The following is an 18,917-nucleotide window of genomic DNA, read 5'->3' as shown; positions in this document are numbered from 1 at the left end:
TTGATCAGTGGGCTTCGGCGCCCTCGCCCATGCCATGGCCCATCTTGAAGACCTTGTGCAGCAGGATCACGATCACGAAGCCCAGGCCAAGGCCGACCAGCGCCGAAATCGCAGCATAGGTCGCCCAACCGAGCAGACCTGACAATCCGCCCGTGACCGTCTCGACAGCGTGCTGGACTCCATGCGCCCAGTCCGACGGGCCGTGCAGGCCGAGCTCGTGCAGGCCGTGCAGGATGATACCCCCGCCGACCCACAGCATGGCAATGGTGCCGATGAACGAGAGGGCTTTCAGGATGTAGGGTACCGAGCGCACAAGAAATCGGCCGAACGTCTCCGCAGCTTGCGATTTGCGTTTGGATAGATGGAGACCGATGTCGTCCAGCTTCACGATAATGGCCACTGCACCATAGACGAAAAGCGTGACCGCAATGCCCACGATGGCCAGCACACCGGCACGCACGATAAAGTCTTCCGAGGCTACTTCGTTGAGAGTGATCGCCATGATTTCGGCGGAAAGGATGAGGTCCGTTCTGATCGCCCCTGCGACGCGCTGCTTCTCGAAGGCGACCGGATCGACAATCTCGTCCTCGAGTGTCTTGCCGTGCTTCTCTCCGCCCAGCTTCTCCATCACTTTTTCGGCACCTTCGTAGGACAGGTAAGCCCCGCCCAGCATCAGGATAAATATGATCGCCGAGGGCAGCAGCCAGCTGAGAATCAGGGCGCCGGGAAGAAGGATCAGCAGCTTGTTTTTCAGCGACCCCTTCGTGATGTTCCAGATGATCGGCAGCTCGCGAGCCGGGCTGAGACCCGTGACGTAGGACGGCGTTACGGCCGCATCGTCGATCACCACTCCGGCAGTCTTGGTGCCCGCCCTGCTGGCAGCGACGGTGATATCGTCCACTGATGCGGCGGCTGTCCTGGCAATTACCGAAACGTCGTCTAAAAGCGCTACAAGTCCGCCGGGCACGCAAAATCTCCTGTGTTTCCACTGCCAACGGCCCCCTGCCTTGCACGTTCCACCTGTGCAAGGGGACAGTTTGCCTTGCATTCGGTCAGAATCCGGCTATGTGCGCGCATCCCTCGCTTCCGGGCGAAGGACTGAAGAAAGCCGGAGGGGCCCCGCAATCCCGCGGACAAGCCAGCGATCGGCCGACAGTTGAAAGGACAAGAGCATGGCTCTCTACGAGCATGTTTTCTTGGCGCGACAGGACCTGAGCCAGGCTCAGGTTGACCAGCTCGCTGCCACGGCGACCGAAATCGTCGAAAACAACGAAGGCAAGGTCACCAAGACCGAGACCTGGGGCCTCAAGAGCCTCGCCTACAAGATCGACCGCAACCGCAAGGCACACTTCGTGATGCTCAACATCGAGGGCCCCAGCTCCGTTGTTGCTGAACTCGAACGCCAGACGCGCATCAACGAAGACGTCATCCGTTACATGACCATCCGTGTCGACGAACACGAAGAAGGTCCGTCGGTCATGATGCGCAAGAACGAGCGCGATTCCAAGAAGCGCCGCGAGCGCGAGGAGCGTAACTGATGGCCCGTCCGTTTTTCCGCCGCCGCAAGTCTTGCCCGTTCGCCGGCAAGAATGCCCCCGCGATCGACTACAAGGACGTTCGCCTCCTCCAGGGCTTCATGTCCGAGCGTGGCAAGATCGTCCCCAGCCGCATCACCGCCGTCAGCGCGAAGAAGCAGCGTGAACTCGCCAAGGCGATCAAGCGCGCACGCCACATCGGCCTGCTTCCGTACATCGTGAAGTAAGGAGAAGAGACCATGGATATCATTCTCCTCCAGCGCATCGAAAAGCTCGGCACGATCGGTGACGTCGTCACCGTGAAGGACGGCTATGCGCGTAACTTCCTCCTTCCGCAGAAGAAGGCCCTTCGTGCCAACGCTGCGAACAAGAAGGTCTTCGAAGCTAACCGCGAACGCCTCGAAAAGGAAAACGCGGAACGCCGCGGCGAAGCCGAAAAGGCCGGTGAAAAGGTCGACGGCGTCGAAGTCGTGCTGATCCGCGCCGCTTCCAACGCAGGCCAGCTGTACGGTTCGGTCAACGTTCGCGACATCGTGAACGGCCTTTCCGACAAGGGCCACGAGATCGACAAGAAGCAGGTCATCATGGGTAACCCGATCAAGGCGATCGGCATGCATGACGTGCGCATCGACCTCCACCCCGAGGTTTCCGTCACCGTGAAGGCGAACGTCGCCCGCTCGGATGACGAAGCCGAACTGCAGAGCCAGGGCGTCGACGTGCTCGCGCAGATGTTCGAAGAAGAACAGCGCGAAATCGAAGAACAGGCCGAAGCCAGCCGCATCGACACGGGCCTCGAGCCGGGTGAAATCCCCGCCGACATGCTCGAAGATGGCGTCAGCACCGAAGAAGGCACCAGCGAAAGCGAAGCCCTCATCGAAGCGACGAAGCCGGAAGGCGACGACGCGTAAGCGCATCGACCTCGAACAAACAGGGCGCGGCGACTTCGGTCTCCGCGCCCTTTTTGTAACAGGCCCCTTCCTGTGGCAGGAGGTGTCATCAAACAACAAGAAGCCAGGAGAAAATCCAGCCATGGAATCAATCGACCAGATCCTCGACAAGCTCGAAACCGTCTATGACGCGGCGATCACTCGCCTGCGGGAAGATGTGATCGCTTTCGGCAAGACCCGCGAACTGCCCGCCGCCGAACGGCGCAAGGACGGCAGTTACGCCTATCCCGAACTTCGCCTGCTTTTTCGCGGCGGCCAGATGCCCGACGGCTCCAACCGCGCATTCGGTCGGCTGAACATGCCCGGGCTCTATGCAACGACGGTCACGAGGCCGAACCTCTTTCGCAATTACCTGCGGGAACAGCTCGAACTGATCGGTTCGAACTACGAGATCGAGGTCGAAGTCGGCTCTTCCCGCCAGGAGATCCCCTTCCCTTATGTGCTCGACGGCGAAGCAGGCGCGGTACTGGCGGGGATCGATCCAAACGAGATCGCTCGCCACTTCCCCTCCACCGACCTCGCCGATATCGGCGACGAGCTGGCCGACGGGATCGAGCTGGAAAACCCCGACGATCCCATCCCGCTTTCGCTGTTCGACGGCCTGCGCACGGACTTCAGCCTTGCGAGGCTCGCCCACTACACCGGGACCGATCCGCAGCACTTCCAGCGGTTCATCCTCTTCACCAACTATCACCGCTATGTCGACGAATTCGTCGACTGGGCTGGGTCGCAGCTGGGCAAAAACGGTTACACTGCGCTCGCTGGTGCTGGCGGTCTGTTGCTCACAGAAGCGACCGATAACGCTCGCGGCCAGTTGTCCGACACGGCTTGGCGTCGGCACCAGATGCCGGCCTACCACCTCGTGGGCGAGAACGGCGGCGGCATCACTCTGGTGAACATTGGCGTCGGTCCGTCCAATGCCAAGACTATCTGCGATCACCTCGCGGTAATGCGCCCCGAAGCATGGCTTATGATCGGCCACTGCGGCGGCCTTCGTCCCAGCCAGAAGATCGGCGATTACGTGCTCGCCCACGCATATCTGCGCGACGATCACGTGCTCGACCCGGTCCTCCCCCCGGAAATCCCCCTCCCCGCCATCGCCGAAGTCCAGCAGGCGCTGGCCGAGGCGGCAGAGGCCGTATCTGGCGAACATGGCAATGACCTCAAGAAGCGCATGCGCACGGGCACAGTGGTCACCACCGACGATCGCAACTGGGAACTGCGTTACACCCAGTCTGCCAAGCGCCTTAGCCTCAGCCGCGCAGTCGGCATCGACATGGAAAGCGCGACCATATCTGCCCAAGGTTACCGCTTCCGCGTCCCTTACGGCACGCTGCTATGTGTTTCGGACAAGCCGCTCCATGGCGAGATCAAGCTGCCCGGCCAGGCAAACAAGTTCTACGAGGAAGCCATCGCGGCCCACTTGCAGATCGGCGTCACCGCCTGCGACCTGCTGCGCCAGGAAGGCCCGAAGCTCCACAGCCGGAAGCTGCGCGCGTTTAATGAGCCGCCCTTCAGGTAAATCCGGGCCCGTCAGCCGACGGCAGTCGCTTCGATTTCGATCATGAGAGCCGGATCGTAGAGTTCTTTCACCCCGAGCAGGGTGCTGCAAATCTGCGCTCCGGCTCCGACATGCCACCTAACGATGTGTTCGGCCTTTTCCATGAATTGCGGCACATCTGTGGTATAAAAGTTCAGCCGGACCAGGTTGCTCGCATCCATCCCTGCGGACTTCAACGCGTCGAGCAGATTTCCCCAAGCTGCCTCGTATTGAGCGACGAGATCACCGGGATGCATGGCGTTGCCGTCCGGATCGGAAGCCGTCTGGCCGGATAGGTAGAGCGTTCGCTCCCCACCCTTCACTTCGACTGCGTGGTTCAAACCGAAATGCGTAAGCCATTCGGTGGGATTGTGAGTTGTCCGGTCCATCGAACCTCCTGCTGGATTTGCGCTAACCCTTACCCTTCGTCTTGGTCTTTCCGACCTTCGCATTGGCTACTACGTAGTCGATGATCATTCCGGCAATGTCCTTGCCGGTGGCGTTCTCGATGCCTTCGAGGCCGGGGGAACTATTAACTTCCATGATCACCGGGCCGTGATTGCTGCGCAGCATGTCCACGCCGCAAACATTCAGGCCCATATGCTTGGCCGCGCGTACGGCGGTCGAGCGTTCTTCCGGGGTGATCTTGATCAACTGCGCACTGCCGCCACGGTGCAGGTTGCTGCGAAAATCGTCCGCTGCGCCGGTGCGCTTCATTGCGGCCACCACCTTTCCGCCGACCACCAGCGCGCGAATGTCGGTCCCTCCCGCTTCCTTGATGAATTCCTGGACAAGGATGTTCACGTTTGCCCCGCGGAAGGCCTCGATCACGGACTTGGCCGATGACATGGTTTCGGCAAGGACGACGCCGATGCCCTGCGTGCCCTCCAGCAGCTTGATAACGACAGGCGGCCCCTTGACCGCCTTGATGATCTCCTCAGCCTGTTTGGGATCATTCGCATAGGCCGTCAGGGGCAGGCCCAGCCCGTGTTTGGCAAGAATCTGCATACTGCGCAGCTTGTCGCGGCTGCGGCCGATGGCGACGCTTTCGTTGAGCGGCCAGCATCCGCGCATTTCGAACTGGCGCAGGATGGCGAGCCCGTAATTCGTGATCGAAGCGCCGATGCGCGGGATGACCGCGTCATAGCCGACGCACGCTTCGCCATTGTAATACACTTCGGGCCGGTGGCTCGCGATGTGGACCGTGCAGCGCGTCGTGTTGAGTATATCGAGTTCGTGCCCGCGCTCCTCCGCCGCCTGCTTCAGGCGCTTGTGCGAATAGAGATTGGGATTTCGCGCAAGCATGGCGATTTTCATGGTTTGTGGCCTTTCTTGACCTTCATTTCGGGCGTCTGGAGCCAGGAATATCCTGAATCCACGACAAATCTACGACGCAAGGACGAGCGACCGATCAGCATCGGGAATTTCATGTCCGACCGGTCGGCCAGGCTGATTTCCGCACGAAACTTGATGTCGCCGATCTTCAGCGGCGTCTTGATGACATAGCGATACTGGGTTTCGCCATTGGAGCTGGTGATGCCGCGGATGTCGACATGAACCGCCTCGCATATCTGGCGCACATGTGGCTTTTCGAAGTCGACGGCGAACCGGACGTATTTCTCTCCGTCACGTTCGAATTCGTCGAGCACCACGCCGTGCAAGGACGACGTGCGCGCTCCGGTATCGATCTTTGCGGGAATACCGCGCAGACCAAGCTCAGGCAGGTGTACAAGCTCCCGCCACCCCACCACGGGCAAAACCTTCTTATCACTCATTCGATGATCGCCAGTCCGTCTCCGCCTCCTTCACCCGGTAGGCGGCGCAAGACCTCTCCGCTAGCGAAATCGACTTCCGCGATCGTGTCCGAACGTGTCTCTGCGGCGTAGATACGCTCTCCGTCGGGCGACCACAGGATCGTGACCTGAAAGCGCGTCTGCGCCTCGTCGGGACTGGACACGGCGATAGTGCGCACGACTTCTCCGGTCGCAGTATCGATCACCGACAGACCGCCATCGGCAAGGTCGCTGGTCACCGCGAAGTCACCTTGCGGACGGACAGCAATACGCAGCGGAAAGCGCCCGGTATCGACCTCCTTGCGGATCGCGATGGTCATGGGATCAAGCACGAAAGCCTTGTTGGAGCCGCGTGCGGAGACCCACAGCGTCTCGCCATCGGGACTCAGCGCAATGCCCTCGGGCTCCTCACCCACTTCGACCGAAAGGGGAGCGCGGCGGGTCTTCAAATCGACCAGCGTGACTGTCTTCGAGCCGAGATCGGTCGTCCAGGCGTGACGCGCATCGGGCGAGACGGCAATCATGTGGCTGCCCTCCTTCCCTGTCGAATATTCGAAAGTCTCGTGTTCGCTCATTGGAGAGCGGATCCAGAAGATCGACTGCCGCCCCTCGGCGGTTGCGTAAAGGTCGCCGTTCGGGTGCCATACGATCCCGTGCGGACGTGCGTTTTCACCAAGCTCCACCGACTTCACGCGGCCGAGGTCGCTGGTACGAAAAACGTCGACACTGGTTCCGCCATAGCAGGCGAGCGCCACGTGTTTGCCGTCGGGTGACGTCGCCAGTTCGTGCGGGTTGGCGCAGCTGTCCACCCGCGCAACCTCGGCCCCGCTGGCAAGATCGATCTTGGCCAACGTGTTGCCGAACTTGCCCGCCACGAACAGCGCGCCTTCCGCAGAAGTGTCAGATGCGGCGCGCAGCCCGTCCTCCGCCACCGGCGCGCATGACGCGAGCAGGATGGGGAGGAGCGCCGCGATCCGCATTCTTACCACCCTTGCGGCTTGCCCTGGTTCTGCTCTTCCAGCCACGCCATCAGCGGGGCGAAATACTCAACCATGGCCTTGCCGGACATCTGGCGCTCGCCGGTGAAGGCTTCCAGAGCGTCGGGCCACGGCTTGCTCGCGCCCATTTCGAGCATGGCGTTGAGGTTCTTGCCCACTTCTTCATTGCCGTAGAACGAGCAGCGGTGAAGCGGCCCTTCCCAGCCAGCCTGGTCGCACGCAGCCTTGTAGAACTGGAACTGCAGGATCCGTGCGAGGAAGTAGCGCGTATACGGCACATTCCCCGGAATGTGGTACTTCGCGCCCGCATCGAACTTCGTCTCATCACGCGCCACCGGGGGCGTAATGCCCTGGTATTCGAGGCGCAGGTCGTTCCAGCCGGCATTGAGGCCTTCGGCGGGGATCGAACCGTCGAACAGGCCCCAGCGATAGCGGTCGACCATCAGGCCGAACGGCAGAAAGGCGACCTTGTCCATCGCCTCGCGCAGCAGGAGGCCGATGTCCTTGTCGGCGCTCGGCACGTCAGAACGGGCGAGCATGTCGATCTGGACGAGGTACTCGGGCGTGATCGACAGGGCGATCATGTCACCTATCGCCTCGTGGAAACCGTCATTCGCGCCGTTGAGGTGCAGGTAATCCTGCTGGTTATAGGCGCGCTGGTAGTAATTGTGACCAAGCTCGTGGTGGATGACCTTGAAGTCGTCCGCGTTGCGCTTGATGCACATCTTGATGCGCAGGTCGTCGACATTGTCCACGTCCCAGGCGCTGGCATGGCAGACTACTTCACGGTCCCGCGGCTTGGTGAACTGGCTGCGCTCCCAGAAAGTCTCCGGAAGCGGTTCGAAGCCGAGGGAGGAGAAGAACTGTTCGCCCACGCGGACCATCTGGACTTCGTCCATGCCGTCTTCTTCGATGAGCTCGGTCAGGTCGTAGCCGATGTCACCAGCGCCCTCGGGAGCGACGAGCGGGTAGATGTTGCCCCATTCCTGCGCCCACATATTGCCGAGCAGGTCGGCGCGGATCGGCCCGGTCGCGGGCTGCACGGCATCGCCGTACTTCTCGTTCAGCTTGGACCGGACATAGGTGTGCAGCGCCATGTATAGCGGCTTCACTTCCTGCCACATCCGCTCGGTCTCGCCGGCGAACTGGTCCGGGTCCATATCGTAGTTCGAACGCCACATCGCGCCCAGATCGTTGAAGCCGAGCTCTTTCGAACCCTCGTTCGCAATGCCGATCATGCGCAGGTAGTCGCTGCGCATTGGCGCGCCGACATTGTCGTGCCAGCTGGCCCACATTTCGGCGAGTTCTTCCGGCGTACGCTCGAGGTTGCCCATCTCCGCCTCGATATCCGAGCCGTTGATCTCCTCGCCGTTCAGCGTGCCCTTGCCCTTGCCGTACGAAGAGCCGAGGCGCGTTGCGATATCGGACAATTCTGTCGCTGCGCCATCGCGTACGGGAGCAGGCATCACGATGCCGTTGCGCAGGATATCGAGCTTTCGAGCCACCTCGGGATCCAGGCCGGCAACGCGGGCATATTCCGCCGCCTTGTTCGCATAGGCTACCGACTTCTGCGTTGCTTCGGCACCGTATTTGGCAGCCAGCATATCACTGTCGTGGACGATGTAGGTGGAATTCAGCCAAGCGACGCGCGCATACTCGACGCCGAAGTCGAACAGGTCCTTCTCGACCATGTCGACCCATGCGGCGGCCCCTGTGGGCGTCATCGGATAAGGATCGGCCTCTGCGACAGGTGCGAGCGGTGCTGAGGGCACAGGCTCTGCATTGGCAGTGGTACAGGCGGCAAGCGAGATGGCGAGCGCGGACAGTGCGACGGGGGAGAATTTCATGTGTGTCCTCTCAAACAGGGTAATCCGGTTTCTTATGTCACCGGATTGCACCTGTCTGGAGGCTTTATCAACCCGCTCGAGCTTTCATTCGTCGAATGACAAGCAGGGCCAATGTTCCGAGGAAGCTTACTCCGAACGCGACCATCTTGATTGGCTGCATCGTCGCCGCCAGGCTCGCAAGGCCGTCGTCACCCCGCATCGAGGTCAGCTGGATGAACTGCGCGATAGTCTCTGCGTAATCCGTAAAAAGGAATATGGCACCTGCGACCGCGACGAGCAGCCCCGCTACCCTGAGGAAGCCGCTTCCAGCTTGGCGGAAGGATACGCCTCCGAGGACCGAGCCCAAGCCGTACAATCCGATAAAGAGGAAGTCACCGATCATTCCCCAGCGTGCGTGACCAAGCAATCCGGCATCGCTCCACGCCTGCTGGATCCGGTTTACCTCGGCGGCGGTGCCGGCCGCCTGATGGTCGAAAATTCCGCCTGGAACTTCCGGAATGGCCAAAGGCCCGTGGGGTATGCGCAGGAGCGCAAAAACGAACAGGCCGAAAAGCCAGATAATCCACCAGTATCGGACAGCCGCTTTCACTGTGTCCGGTCCAGCCAGTCAGCCATGGCAATGCCGAGGTCGGGCTTGGTTACACTGCCCATATGCGTGCCAGGCACTTCCGCGTACTCCGCGTTCGGCAGCAATTCGGCGAGCGCTTCGGCAGAGCCATTGTCCCGATCTTCGTCGCCGCAAACCACCAGCGTCGGCATGGTAACATTGTCGAGCATGGCCAGATCGAGATCCGGCATCGTGTCGAGCAAGAGGCGTGCGGCAGTGCGATTGACGCCCTGCGACTTCAGGAACTGCATCGAGAAATATGCCGGGTCGCCGCGCTCGATCGTGTCGAATTCATCGATCACGCGCTTGAAGAATGCGCTGCGCTTACCCCATTCGCCGAGACCCGCCGTGCCCATGCCTCCCACGATCAGCCGCTTTGGCGAGAGGATACCATGCGCCACGCCATGGAGCGATGTGCGCGCTCCCAGGGAAAAGCCGCCCAGGTCATAGTCCTCAAGCCCAAGATGATCGACAAGCGCCGCCACATCCCGCACCAGTACGTTTAGCGGGTACTTCTCTGGCTCTTCCGGGGCTTCGCTGTCTCCGTGAACGCGAAAGTCGAGCATGATGACCTCATACCCACGTGAGGCGATCTTTTCGGCATGGCCGAACTTGATCCAGTTCATCTGTGCGCTGGAGAACAGGCCGTGAAGCAAGACCAGCGGTCTGCCTTCGCCGATGCGGTGAATGGCAAGGCGGGTCCCGTCGAAGCTTTCGAAAGAATCGCCGCTCATGCCAGCCCCACCAGCGCGACCCAATCCTCGGCAGAGGAAGGCTGGGTATCCATTGTCTGGCTATCCTCCGGTATCACTATCCAGGGTTGCTTGCTCTTCACCCAGACATGCGCCGCAGGGACGACGTCGCTGCTGTTGTCCAGGGTTCCGCACCTCAGGCTGGCGAAGCCCGCGCGGCGGTCGTTCACTGCGTAGATCCTGGCCTTGCAGGTTTCGCATCCGTAAATCGTCGATTTCGTGCCGGAAGGCTGGGTGTATTCCGCAGCATCGAGCGCCCCTTCGACATCGATATCCCTCTCCGCGAACAACATGTGTTCCGAAAATGCGGTGCCGGTGCGCTTCTGGCAGTCGGTACAATGGCATGCGTATGGTGCAAGCCGCATACCCTCTTTGAGCGTATAACGCACCGCGCCGCACAGGCACCCGCCGGTCAATTTACCCTTCACCGCTTTTCCAACCCCTTCTGCTCCATCCGCCATTTGACCATGTCGATGCGGTCCTGTCCGAAGAAAGGCTCTCCGTCGAAGACAAGCGTGGGGACGCCCCAGTGGCCGGCGGCTTCCAGCGCTTCCTGGTTTGCGGCAATCTCGGCGTCGAGCGCCTCTGCATCGCCCTGCACCTCGGCGATGATTTCCTCGACACCCAGTCCGGCCGCCTCCAGCGCACGGTCGAGATGACCGCCTTCGTGCCAGTTCTCCTGCCCACCCCAGATCATCCGCCCCGCCTCGGCAGCGAAGACGAGACCTGCACCGCGACGAGCGGCAGCCTGCCCCATACGGGTCACGCGGCGAATGTAGGGTTGGTCCTCGGCTATCTTGCGCGTCGCCATATCCTGGATGATCGGATCGGGCCTGGGTCCGCCGAACGGGATATCGTGAAACTGGGCCACACGGATCATGTCGCGCATCGTGTATCCGAGCCAGTTCGGATGGTTGCGCTCGAAGAAATCGGGCTGCCGGATCGCGAGCGGGTAGACGGGCCTCAGGGCGATCTTGAGGTCGTACTCTTCCGTCATCGCGTGATATCGTCCTACCGACAGGTAGCTGTAAGGCGAACGAAAGCTGAAATAGAGCTCTGCGGTAAGGGTCATGCCTGTCTTATACAGACACGCGGCCTCAGCGGAAGAAGCAGGTGATCCCGGCCGAGAGGCCGCTGATCGACCCATCGGGATCGGCAAAGCCGGTTATCGTCCCGTAGTCGGCGGTGGTGTACTGGAACTCGCCATCGAGGGTCGTGTCCAGTTCCTGGACCTGCCGCTCTGACTTGAGCGCATCGAGAGTGGTCAAACCCGGGGCAATACCATCGGATGTCGCAACATCCTTTCCGGGACGCAGGAACCATCCGGCAAAGCGCCCGTCGAGAAACGCGAGGTCCACCGGGCCGTACTTGCTGAATTCCATCGGCCCTGCGCCGCACTCGTCCTGTTCCGATTTGATCGGCCCGTCGGGAAATATCTCGCTGGCCTTTGCATCGACCTCTTCGCGCGCCGTGCCGAACCGGACGGGCGCGCCATCACGGCCGCTGAAGCCATTGGCATCGACGATCATCCTTGCCTGCACGAGCGATTTTCCAGTCGGCAGCGTGTCGCCAGGCTGGGTTTCGTCGGTGGGCGTGTCGCTCTGGCCGCCGCAGGCAGCGAGAGCGAGTGTCAGAGCCGAAAGGATGCCTGCGCGCATCATCCCTTCTTCAGAACCTCGCGGCCAAGCAGTTCGGCGATCTGGACGGCATTGAGCGCCGCGCCCTTGCGGAGGTTGTCGGAAACGCACCACAGGACGAGACCGTTCTCGACCGTCGGATCTTCGCGCACGCGGCTGATATATGTGGCGCTGTCGCCTGCCGCCTCGACGGGAGTGGTGTAGCCACCGTCTTCCCGCTTATCGATGAGCATGATACCGGGCGCCTCGCGCAGGATATCCTGTGCAGCCTCTGCACTGAGTTCCTTTTCAAACTCGATGTTCACCGCTTCGGAATGACCGACGAAGACCGGTACACGCACGCAAGTGGCCGTCAGCTTGATCTTCGGGTCGAGGATCTTCTTGGTCTCGACCACCATCTTCCATTCTTCCTTGGTCGAACCATCGTCCAGGAAGACGTCGATGTGCGGAATAACATTGAAAGCGATCTGCTTGGTGAACTTTACCGGTTCGACCGAATCTCCGACAAAGATCGCGCGGCTCTGCTCGAACAGCTCGTCCATGCCCGCCTTGCCCGCGCCGGAGACCGACTGGTAGGTGGAGACCACCACCCGCTTGATCGTTGCGGCATCGTGCAGCGGCTTGAGCGCAACGACCAGCTGCGCGGTCGAGCAGTTGGGATTGGCGATGATATTCTTCTTGGAATAATCGTGGATCGCTTCCGGGTTCACTTCCGGCACGATAAGCGGCACGTCCGGGTCCATGCGATAGAGCGAGCTGTTGTCGATCACGATGCAACCCGCCGCAGCGGCCTTGGGCGCATATTCCTTGGCCGGACCGCTACCCGCGGCGAACAAGGCAATGTCCCAGCCGGCCCAGTCGAAATGCTCGATATTCTTGCACTTGAGCATCTTGCCGGTGTCGCCGAATTCGACCTCCGAGCCGTGCGACCGGCTGGAGGCGACGGCAGCCACTTCGTCGCAGGGGAACCCGCGCTCGGCCAGCACCATCATCATTTCGCGTCCGACATTTCCGGTCGCGCCGACTACGGCAACACGATAGCCCAAATCACTTCTCCAAAATCAATCTGCCGCCGAGATAGCGATTGCCGCCGCGCCCGCAAGCGCACATTCGATTGCGGGCGATAAAGCTCACACGAGTCCGGCAAAATGCGCGAGCAGGACTGCCAGGGCTGCGAAGGCCAACACTGTCCCTGGAAGAGTGATCCAGCGCTTCCCTACATTCTCCTTTACGGCAAGCGCGTTCAGTGTGCCAAAGACCAGCAGGAAGACAACGCTCGCGCCGCTTACCAGCCCGTCGAGCCCCCCCATCACCGCAAGTGTCAGCGATAATGCCGCCAAGGCGAGCACTGCCCATTGCGGGGAGCCATGCGAATTCTGCTTACCCAGCGCCTCAGGCAAATCGCCGTCCTGGGCCACTTCGCGCGCCAACCGAGCGGATGAGAAAAGTGTCGCATTGATGGCGCTTGCGGTAGATAGGGCAGCGGCGATCGTCACTGCAATGAGACCCGGCGTGCCAAGCGCAGCCTGCCCGGCCTGGCTCAAGGCAACTTCGCCGTCCTTGATGACCGCCTGTGTGCCGGTCAGCATCGGCACGGCAAGACAGACAAGAACATAGATCAGGGCGGCAGAGCCGATAGCCAGGGGCATGATCCGGCTCATCGTCTTCTTGCGATCTTTCATCTCGTCATAATCATACGCCAGCAATTCGAACCCTTCGTAGGCCATGAACACGCTTGCAGCGCCGACCACCACCCCGATCAATCCGGGCTGCTGCGCAATCTCCAGCTTGGCGGCATCGAATTGCGAAAGCCCGAATGCAGCCAATGCGGCAAGGATCGCCAGCTTCAGCACGACAATGGCAATTTCGACCCCTGCCGCCTGGCCTGCTCCGCGCAAGTTTATCGCAGTCATCGACAGGATAGCGACCGCGGCCATCGCAGGGGGGAGCCAGCCGGGACCGCCGATCGCGTGCCCGAGGTAGGCACCGAATGTATATGCGTACACCGCGCAGGTCAGAACATACCCGGCCAGCAACACCCAGGCGCTCCATTTCGCCAGACGCACGAATTTCAAATCGCGAAGGAAGGTGTAGATACCGCCGGCCTCGTCCTTGTCGACTGTCAGCGCGGCGAGGCTGTGGCCCGTAGCATAAGCAACCAGGCCGCCGAGCACGAAGCTCAAGGCAGCCCAATGCCCTGCAGCGGAGATTACAACGCCGAGCGTCGAAAAAATCCCGCCTCCGACCATACCGCCAACAGCGATGGCCCAAACTGCAGCGAGGCCGAGTTGGCCCTTTTCTTCTTGCGGGCTGTTCATTCCGGGGGGGTCACTCCATGGTGCTCGAGGAAGCGGAACACTGTGTTGTAGCGGTGCGGGGAGATCTGCTCGCCCGATACGCGGTGGGTGTAGCCGGGGTAGAGCATCATCTGGAAAGGCACATTGCCTTCCTGCATTGCCGAAATCAGCTCGGTTGCGTTCTCGAACACCACGTTGTCGTCTGCCATCCCGTGGATCAGTAGCATGGGATCCGTGATCTTCGTGGCGTCGGGTATGGCGGAAGCGGTTTCGTACGCCTCGCCGTCATCCTGCGGTGTCCCCATGTAACGCTCGGTGTAATGCGTGTCGTAAAGCTCCCAGCGCGTGACCGGCGCGCCGCTTATACCGGCGGCATAGAGGCCCGGATCCGCCTGCAGCTGCTTCAATGTCATGTATCCCCCATAGGACCAGCCATCGATGGCGATCTTGTCCGGGTCGACGAAGTCGAACTGGGTGAGAAATTCTGCGCCCGCCTTCTGGTCGCGCACTTCGACGCCGCCCATGGCGCGGTAGATGGGTTGTTCGAATTTCACCCCGCGGTTGGCGCTGCCACGGTTGTCGAGGGCGAACCAGATATAGCCTTTGTCGACGATTGCCTGGCGCAGCGCGCCGTTCCAGCCTTTCGTCACGATCTGCGGGCCGGGTCCGCCATAGTGGTAGAAATAGACCGGGTATTTCTTGCCCGGCTCCAGGTCCGGCGCGACCATTTCCCAGTAAAGCAGCGTGCCGTCCTCGGCCGGAAGCACGCCATATTGCGTTGGCCGGTGGCTGGCGAGATAGGGCGCATAAGGATGCTCACTGTCAATCTCGTTCTGCTCGATCCAGACGAGACGCGTTCCTTCTGCATCGGCAAGATAGCTTTGAGGCGGGCGATCATCGTTCGACCGCGTCACCAGCAGCGTCTGCGCTTTGTCATCCATCGTGCCGGAATTGGCGTAGGACAGGTCGGTCAGGCGTGTCACCTCAGACGGACCGGCAAGATCGAACATGTATATCTGCTGCGCCAGCACATCGTCCTTCGTCCCCTGGAAATAGACTAGGCCCTGCGCCTGATCGACGCCAAGCAGCTTCGTCACCACCCAGTCACCACTGGTCAGCTGCTGCCAGTTTCCTTCGGCGTAGCGATAAAGATGGCCATATCCATCGCGTTCCGACCACCAGATCAGGCTGCCATCGTCGAGCCACTTGTAGTCGTCCGACAGGTTGATCCAGTAATTCTCCATCGCAGCGCTCTCGGTGAAAACCACCTCGCTCTCGCCGGTGGCAGGATCGACCTTGAGCACATCGAGAACCGTCTGTTCGCGGTTCTGGCGCTGGACATAAAGCGCCGTTCCGTCAGGTGCCCAGTCGACGCGGGCGAGGTAGATGTCCGGATCATCGCCCAAGTCCACCTTCACGCGGTTCTGGCCGTTCGGGTCCATGACGAACAGGTCTACTATCGCATTAGCGCTGCCGGCGACGGGATAGCGCTGGTCGAAGACCTTGGTGCCCGTCGCGCCGATTGCTGCGCGGGTGACGATGCCCACGCCGCTTTCGTCGAAGCGCTGGACTGCGATCCGGCGGTCGTCCGGGCTCCACCAGTATCCGGTGAGCCGGGCCATTTCCTCTTGCGCGACGAATTCCGCCTCGCCCCAGCGGATATTTTCCCCCTCTTTCGGTGTGACGGGGCTGGCCTCGGCGCCCACGTCGCCGACCCACAGCTGCCTGTCGCGCACGAAGCTGACATAGGCGCCCGTGCTGCTCAGCGAGGGGTTAAGCTCGCTTTCTTCCGTATCGGTAAGCTGGACGACTTCGCCGCCGATCCGGGCGAGGTAGAGATCGCCGTCCAGCGGCACGAGCACGGCGTCAGCTTCCCTGGTCCACTGGTAGTCGATGATGCCCTTGAGGCTGCCGACACGCGCGCGTTCGCGCTGCATCTTCTCGTCCTCTGACAATTCGCGACCCGAAGACAGCGCCTCGCTGTCGACCAGCATCGACCAATCGTCCTTCTCGCGGTCGTATGCCCACAGATCGTAGCGCTCGCGGTCGTTTTCGCGGTTGCGCAGCAAGGTCAAGTAGCGCCCGTCAGGCGACAGTTTCGCCTGGCGCGGCGCGGGGCCGTCGAGCGAGGGAGAGGCGAAGACGCGTTCGAAGGTCAGGTCCATGGGGGCTGCCTGTGTTGTGGTGGTGTGATCGTCGGCCAGTGCGGGCGCTGCAAGGCATGTGCCGAGCGCCAGGGCCGTGGCATAGGTCAAAACGCGCAATTTTCTCTCCCTGATTGCGGTGCCATGCTCTTGCAAGCTGCGAAGTGGAAAGCAAGCCTAGGAAAAAAGCGCGCAATTTATACCTAATTTGGCCTTAAGCGCGCTTCCTTAAATCCCCTTAACGCCTGTCCTCCAAAACGGTCCCTGTCATCGGGAGCCACTTTCCGGCTCAACGGCTCCCGGAGGCATCAGAACGGGCCGCAAGGCTCATCATGATCCCCACGTGACAAGGGCGGTGCTTTCAGGAGCACCGCCCTTTCTTCTTGGTCTGAAGAATGGTGCCCGAACTACGTTGCCTAAACGAAAAAGGGCGGCCCCGCAGGACCGCCCTTCGAATTCGCACTGCTTGCGAGGATTACGCCTTGGGAGCGTTGACCTTGCGTTCCGCGATACGAGCGCGCTTACCGGTACGGCCGCGCAGGTAGTACAGCTTTGCACGACGCACGACGCCGCGGCGGACCACGGTGATGCTGTCGACGATCGGGCTGTAGAGCGGGAACACGCGTTCCACGCCTTCGCCGAACGAAAGCTTGCGGACGGTAAAGTTGCTGCCCATGCCGCGGTTGGAGCGGGCAATGACAACGCCTTCGAAATTCTGAACACGCTCGCGCTGGCCTTCCACGACCTTCACGCCGACACGTACAGTGTCACCGGCGCGAAATTCCGGAACGTCCTTGCCGAGGTTCTCGATAGCTTCTGCTTCGAGCTGCTGAATCAGGTTCATCGAACCGTTTCCTTAGTCTTTTCGCCGCGCGCCAGAGGCAGACTGGTCCCGATCGCCACTATAGCGATCCCAAAGGTCCGGCCTGCGTAACCGTGTGTCTTCCTCGCTCCTTGCCTTGCGCCAAGCAGCGATTTTCGCATGATCCCCCGATCGCAGCACTTCAGGGATCGTGCGCCCTTCCCATTCCTGAGGTCGGGTATATTGCGGATATTCGATGAGGCCGTTTTCGTAGCTCTCTTCGACTCCGCTATCGGGCGCGCCCATTACTCCGGGAAGCAGGCGAATGCAAGCGTCGAGTATGGCGATGGCGGCGGTCTCTCCGCCCGACAGGACGATATCGGCAAGGCTGACCTGTTCTATCTGCGGGTAATGGTCGAAAATCCGCTCGTCGAAGCCTTCGAACCGACCGCACAGGATGGCCACGCCGGGTCCGGCCGCGATCTCGCGAATACGCGCCTGCGTGATCGGTTTCCCGCGCGGTGTCATAGCGAGGATCGGATGTCCCTCGCCGACGCTCTCGATAGCGGGACCAAGCACATCGGGTTTGAGCACCATGCCCGCCCCGCCGCCGGCGGGCGTATCATCGACCGTGCGATGCTTATCCGTGGCGAAATCGCGGATCTGGACGGTCTCGCACGACCAGTCCCCCCGCTCGAGCGCCCTGCCCGCCAGCGACACGCCCAGCGGGCCGGGAAACATCTCGGGATAGAGAGTGAGGATGGTGGCGGCGAAGGTCATGACTCAGCAAAACGGTATGAGGCGAGGAAGAAGCTCGCGATGAAGATCAGAGCGAATATTGGAGAACCGTAAACCAACACGGCCATAGGCCCCATATACTCCTCACTTCCTCCGTTCGCGCGATGAATGGCGAAATCGATCCGATGGAATATCCAGAAGTAAGCCAGGACGATCAATACCGGACTGGCGATTGCCAACCCGAAGCGCAGGACAGCAGGAACCTGTGTTGCCCCGCGCTTCAGAACCCCGCCGCCAACGAAGGCGGCAATCAGGCTAAGCAAGCCTGGCGCAACAATGAGAAGCGTCCAGTGGATCATTGTTGCTGTTCTACACGCCGGTCAGCGGGAAGGAAGCTTATTGTCACCGACCCCACGCGTCGGGAAAAATTTCCCAACAACGCTTGATGTCGCCACCCCGAGCACGAGCAAGCCGCCTGCACCGAACAGATCCAAGGCGTCCAGCGTCGTGCTCGGCCCGCCTTCGAGCCTGATCGCAAGGAGGACCGCAAGCGGTGCCGCACCCGCGAAAAGGTGCCGCAATCGGGGCCCCATCGCGGGAGAAACCTTGCGCACGGCAAGGCTCATCCCTGCGCTCATGGCGGCGTAGGATGCAATAAGGAACGGAACGGAATCAAGCACGGCGGTCACCCCGGTAATGGCATTCGGACGAGGTCAGGAAAGTGTCCGCCCCGAACCATCAGGTCGAGAGGCGCTCTACACAGGTAATACAGCGATCTGCGAGTGCCTATTCGGCGAAATCGGCGCTGATTGTCAGCTTCTCGCTGTCCCAGCCGGGAACGGCCCGCTCCGTGAGGGGGACCATGAACTTCTTGCCGTCGGGCTTCTCGATTTCGACGATATCCGTCGCGCCGAAGTTCTCGACCGCGCACACGCGGCCCACTGCCTCGCCCGCATCGGTCACGACCGGCAGGTCGAGCAGGTCGGAGTAGTAAAACTCGCCCTCTTCCAGCGGCGGGAGGGCATCGATCGGAACCGTCAGCACCGTGCCGCGCAGGGCCTCGGCATCGTTGCGGCTGGTGATCTCGGCAAAGCGCGCGATCGCGCCGCCCTTGTTGTCGCTCCGCACCTTGGAGAGCGTCAGCGCACCGTCGTTGAAGCTCTTGTGGGCCTTAAGGGCATCGACGCCCTCGCCGAACAGCTTCAGACGGACTTCGCCCGCCACGCCGTGCGCACCGATGACGGCGGCAAGGGTGGCGGGCTTGTCTTGCATGAGAAAGG

The 18,917-nt window shown here is 61.3% G+C and carries 23 protein-coding genes; 4 read left to right on the top strand and 19 right to left on the bottom strand.

Features of this window, described 5'->3' with window-relative positions:
• Window positions 1-4: 4 nt before the first annotated feature.
• Window positions 5-967: a DUF808 domain-containing protein gene (locus tag CVE41_RS13445; RefSeq protein ID WP_100261109.1), complete on the bottom strand. Its 963-nt coding sequence runs from the start codon at window positions 965-967 to the stop codon at window positions 5-7.
• A 205-nt stretch (window positions 968-1,172) separates the two neighbouring features.
• Between CVE41_RS13445 and rpsF the strand changes: the two genes are divergently transcribed.
• The 4 genes from rpsF (at window position 1,173) to CVE41_RS13425 (ending at window position 4,004) form a co-directional block, all read left to right on the top strand.
• Window positions 1,173-1,538: a 30S ribosomal protein S6 gene (rpsF, locus tag CVE41_RS13440; protein ID WP_100261108.1), complete on the top strand. Its 366-nt coding sequence runs from the start codon at window positions 1,173-1,175 to the stop codon at window positions 1,536-1,538.
• The gene (rpsR, locus tag CVE41_RS13435; RefSeq protein WP_090479673.1) at window positions 1,538-1,762 is read left to right on the top strand and encodes a 30S ribosomal protein S18; all 225 of its coding nucleotides are present in this window, start codon (window positions 1,538-1,540) and stop codon (window positions 1,760-1,762) included. The genes rpsF and rpsR overlap by 1 nt, the downstream gene beginning before the upstream one ends.
• A gap of 12 nt (window positions 1,763-1,774) precedes the next feature.
• Window positions 1,775-2,443, top strand: a complete 669-nt coding sequence (gene rplI / locus CVE41_RS13430) for a 50S ribosomal protein L9 (RefSeq protein WP_100261107.1) — start codon at window positions 1,775-1,777, stop codon at window positions 2,441-2,443.
• Between the two features lie 121 nt (window positions 2,444-2,564).
• A complete protein-coding gene (locus tag CVE41_RS13425) occupies window positions 2,565-4,004 on the top strand; it encodes an AMP nucleosidase (RefSeq protein WP_100261106.1) in 1,440 nt (479 codons plus the stop codon).
• An 11-nt stretch (window positions 4,005-4,015) separates the two neighbouring features.
• Here the strand turns inward: CVE41_RS13425 and CVE41_RS13420 are convergent, their stop codons facing one another.
• The 18 genes from CVE41_RS13420 to rimM form a co-directional block, all read right to left on the bottom strand.
• Window positions 4,016-4,411, bottom strand: a complete 396-nt coding sequence (locus CVE41_RS13420) for a RidA family protein (RefSeq protein WP_100261105.1) — start codon at window positions 4,409-4,411, stop codon at window positions 4,016-4,018.
• Window positions 4,412-4,433: 22 nt separating this feature from the next.
• Entirely contained in the window at window positions 4,434-5,339 is a 906-nt protein-coding gene (gene rimK / locus CVE41_RS13415) for a 30S ribosomal protein S6--L-glutamate ligase (protein WP_100261104.1), read from the bottom strand.
• On the bottom strand, window positions 5,336-5,797 hold the full coding sequence (locus CVE41_RS13410; RefSeq protein ID WP_100261103.1) for an ATP-dependent zinc protease family protein: 462 nt from the start codon (window positions 5,795-5,797) through the stop codon (window positions 5,336-5,338). Before CVE41_RS13410 ends, rimK begins: the two co-directional genes overlap by 4 nt.
• Window positions 5,794-6,795 (bottom strand): YncE family protein, encoded by a 1,002-nt coding sequence (locus tag CVE41_RS13405; protein WP_100261102.1) that lies wholly within the window; start codon window positions 6,793-6,795, stop codon window positions 5,794-5,796. The genes CVE41_RS13410 and CVE41_RS13405 overlap by 4 nt, the downstream gene beginning before the upstream one ends.
• A 2-nt stretch (window positions 6,796-6,797) precedes the next feature.
• The gene (locus CVE41_RS13400; protein WP_100261101.1) at window positions 6,798-8,660 is read right to left on the bottom strand and encodes a M2 family metallopeptidase; all 1,863 of its coding nucleotides are present in this window, start codon (window positions 8,658-8,660) and stop codon (window positions 6,798-6,800) included.
• Between the two features lie 67 nt (window positions 8,661-8,727).
• A complete protein-coding gene (locus CVE41_RS13395) occupies window positions 8,728-9,249 on the bottom strand; it encodes a hypothetical protein (protein ID WP_100261100.1) in 522 nt (173 codons plus the stop codon).
• On the bottom strand, window positions 9,246-10,001 hold the full coding sequence (locus tag CVE41_RS13390; RefSeq protein ID WP_100261099.1) for an alpha/beta fold hydrolase: 756 nt from the start codon (window positions 9,999-10,001) through the stop codon (window positions 9,246-9,248). The genes CVE41_RS13395 and CVE41_RS13390 overlap by 4 nt, the downstream gene beginning before the upstream one ends.
• Complete coding sequence (locus CVE41_RS13385) at window positions 9,998-10,447, bottom strand: GFA family protein (RefSeq protein WP_157799516.1); 450 nt, start codon at window positions 10,445-10,447, stop codon at window positions 9,998-10,000. The genes CVE41_RS13390 and CVE41_RS13385 overlap by 4 nt, the downstream gene beginning before the upstream one ends.
• Window positions 10,444-11,091: a 2-hydroxychromene-2-carboxylate isomerase gene (locus CVE41_RS13380; RefSeq protein WP_100261097.1), complete on the bottom strand. Its 648-nt coding sequence runs from the start codon at window positions 11,089-11,091 to the stop codon at window positions 10,444-10,446. Before CVE41_RS13380 ends, CVE41_RS13385 begins: the two co-directional genes overlap by 4 nt.
• Window positions 11,092-11,116: 25 nt before the next feature.
• Window positions 11,117-11,680, bottom strand: a complete 564-nt coding sequence (locus CVE41_RS13375) for a hypothetical protein (protein WP_100261096.1) — start codon at window positions 11,678-11,680, stop codon at window positions 11,117-11,119.
• Window positions 11,677-12,702 (bottom strand): aspartate-semialdehyde dehydrogenase, encoded by a 1,026-nt coding sequence (locus CVE41_RS13370; RefSeq protein WP_100261095.1) that lies wholly within the window; start codon window positions 12,700-12,702, stop codon window positions 11,677-11,679. Before CVE41_RS13370 ends, CVE41_RS13375 begins: the two co-directional genes overlap by 4 nt.
• Window positions 12,703-12,786: 84 nt before the next feature.
• Complete coding sequence (locus CVE41_RS13365; RefSeq protein WP_100261094.1) at window positions 12,787-13,974, bottom strand: APC family permease; 1,188 nt, start codon at window positions 13,972-13,974, stop codon at window positions 12,787-12,789.
• Window positions 13,971-16,217 carry a S9 family peptidase gene (locus CVE41_RS13360; RefSeq protein WP_100261093.1) on the bottom strand — a complete coding sequence of 749 codons (2,247 nt, stop codon included), beginning with the start codon at window positions 16,215-16,217 and terminating at the stop codon, window positions 13,971-13,973. The genes CVE41_RS13365 and CVE41_RS13360 overlap by 4 nt, the downstream gene beginning before the upstream one ends.
• A gap of 355 nt (window positions 16,218-16,572) precedes the next feature.
• Window positions 16,573-16,941, bottom strand: coding sequence for a 50S ribosomal protein L19 (gene rplS / locus CVE41_RS13355; RefSeq protein WP_100261092.1), 369 nt, complete (start codon window positions 16,939-16,941; stop codon window positions 16,573-16,575).
• 12 nt (window positions 16,942-16,953) lie between these two features.
• Complete coding sequence (gene trmD / locus CVE41_RS13350) at window positions 16,954-17,679, bottom strand: tRNA (guanosine(37)-N1)-methyltransferase TrmD (protein ID WP_100261091.1); 726 nt, start codon at window positions 17,677-17,679, stop codon at window positions 16,954-16,956.
• Complete coding sequence (locus tag CVE41_RS13345; RefSeq protein ID WP_100261090.1) at window positions 17,676-17,996, bottom strand: hypothetical protein; 321 nt, start codon at window positions 17,994-17,996, stop codon at window positions 17,676-17,678. The genes trmD and CVE41_RS13345 overlap by 4 nt, the downstream gene beginning before the upstream one ends.
• A 21-nt stretch (window positions 17,997-18,017) precedes the next feature.
• Window positions 18,018-18,317, bottom strand: coding sequence for a hypothetical protein (locus CVE41_RS13340; RefSeq protein ID WP_157799515.1), 300 nt, complete (start codon window positions 18,315-18,317; stop codon window positions 18,018-18,020).
• 106 nt (window positions 18,318-18,423) lie between these two features.
• Entirely contained in the window at window positions 18,424-18,909 is a 486-nt protein-coding gene (rimM, locus tag CVE41_RS13335; protein WP_100261088.1) for a ribosome maturation factor RimM, read from the bottom strand.
• Window positions 18,910-18,917: the final 8 nt, after the last annotated feature.

Origin of the sequence: Qipengyuania seohaensis (genome assembly GCF_002795865.1) — a bacterium.
GTDB lineage: Bacteria > Pseudomonadota > Alphaproteobacteria > Sphingomonadales > Sphingomonadaceae > Qipengyuania > Qipengyuania seohaensis.
This window is presented reverse-complemented; position numbering and strand designations above follow the sequence as displayed.

Bases quoted from the DNA above. Each gene is read 5' to 3' on its own strand.
- rplI (WP_100261107.1), top strand. From the start codon at position 1,775: ATGGATATCATTCTCCTCCAGCGCATCGAAAAGCTCGGCACGATCGGT.
- CVE41_RS13390 (WP_100261099.1), bottom strand. From the start codon at position 10,001: ATGAGCGGCGATTCTTTCGAAAGCTTCGACGGGACCCGCCTTGCCATT.
- CVE41_RS13365 (WP_100261094.1), bottom strand. From the start codon at position 13,974: ATGAACAGCCCGCAAGAAGAAAAGGGCCAACTCGGCCTCGCTGCAGTT.
- CVE41_RS13345 (WP_100261090.1), bottom strand. From the start codon at position 17,996: ATGATCCACTGGACGCTTCTCATTGTTGCGCCAGGCTTGCTTAGCCTG.
- CVE41_RS13425 (WP_100261106.1), top strand. From the start codon at position 2,565: ATGGAATCAATCGACCAGATCCTCGACAAGCTCGAAACCGTCTATGAC.
- rplS (WP_100261092.1), bottom strand. From the start codon at position 16,941: ATGAACCTGATTCAGCAGCTCGAAGCAGAAGCTATCGAGAACCTCGGC.
- rpsF (WP_100261108.1), top strand. From the start codon at position 1,173: ATGGCTCTCTACGAGCATGTTTTCTTGGCGCGACAGGACCTGAGCCAG.
- CVE41_RS13405 (WP_100261102.1), bottom strand. From the start codon at position 6,795: ATGCGGATCGCGGCGCTCCTCCCCATCCTGCTCGCGTCATGCGCGCCG.
- CVE41_RS13410 (WP_100261103.1), bottom strand. From the start codon at position 5,797: ATGAGTGATAAGAAGGTTTTGCCCGTGGTGGGGTGGCGGGAGCTTGTA.
- CVE41_RS13375 (WP_100261096.1), bottom strand. From the start codon at position 11,680: ATGATGCGCGCAGGCATCCTTTCGGCTCTGACACTCGCTCTCGCTGCC.
- rpsR (WP_090479673.1), top strand. From the start codon at position 1,538: ATGGCCCGTCCGTTTTTCCGCCGCCGCAAGTCTTGCCCGTTCGCCGGC.
- CVE41_RS13380 (WP_100261097.1), bottom strand. From the start codon at position 11,091: ATGACCCTTACCGCAGAGCTCTATTTCAGCTTTCGTTCGCCTTACAGC.
- trmD (WP_100261091.1), bottom strand. From the start codon at position 17,679: ATGACCTTCGCCGCCACCATCCTCACTCTCTATCCCGAGATGTTTCCC.
- rimM (WP_100261088.1), bottom strand. From the start codon at position 18,909: ATGCAAGACAAGCCCGCCACCCTTGCCGCCGTCATCGGTGCGCACGGC.
- rimK (WP_100261104.1), bottom strand. From the start codon at position 5,339: ATGAAAATCGCCATGCTTGCGCGAAATCCCAATCTCTATTCGCACAAG.
- CVE41_RS13400 (WP_100261101.1), bottom strand. From the start codon at position 8,660: ATGAAATTCTCCCCCGTCGCACTGTCCGCGCTCGCCATCTCGCTTGCC.
- CVE41_RS13420 (WP_100261105.1), bottom strand. From the start codon at position 4,411: ATGGACCGGACAACTCACAATCCCACCGAATGGCTTACGCATTTCGGT.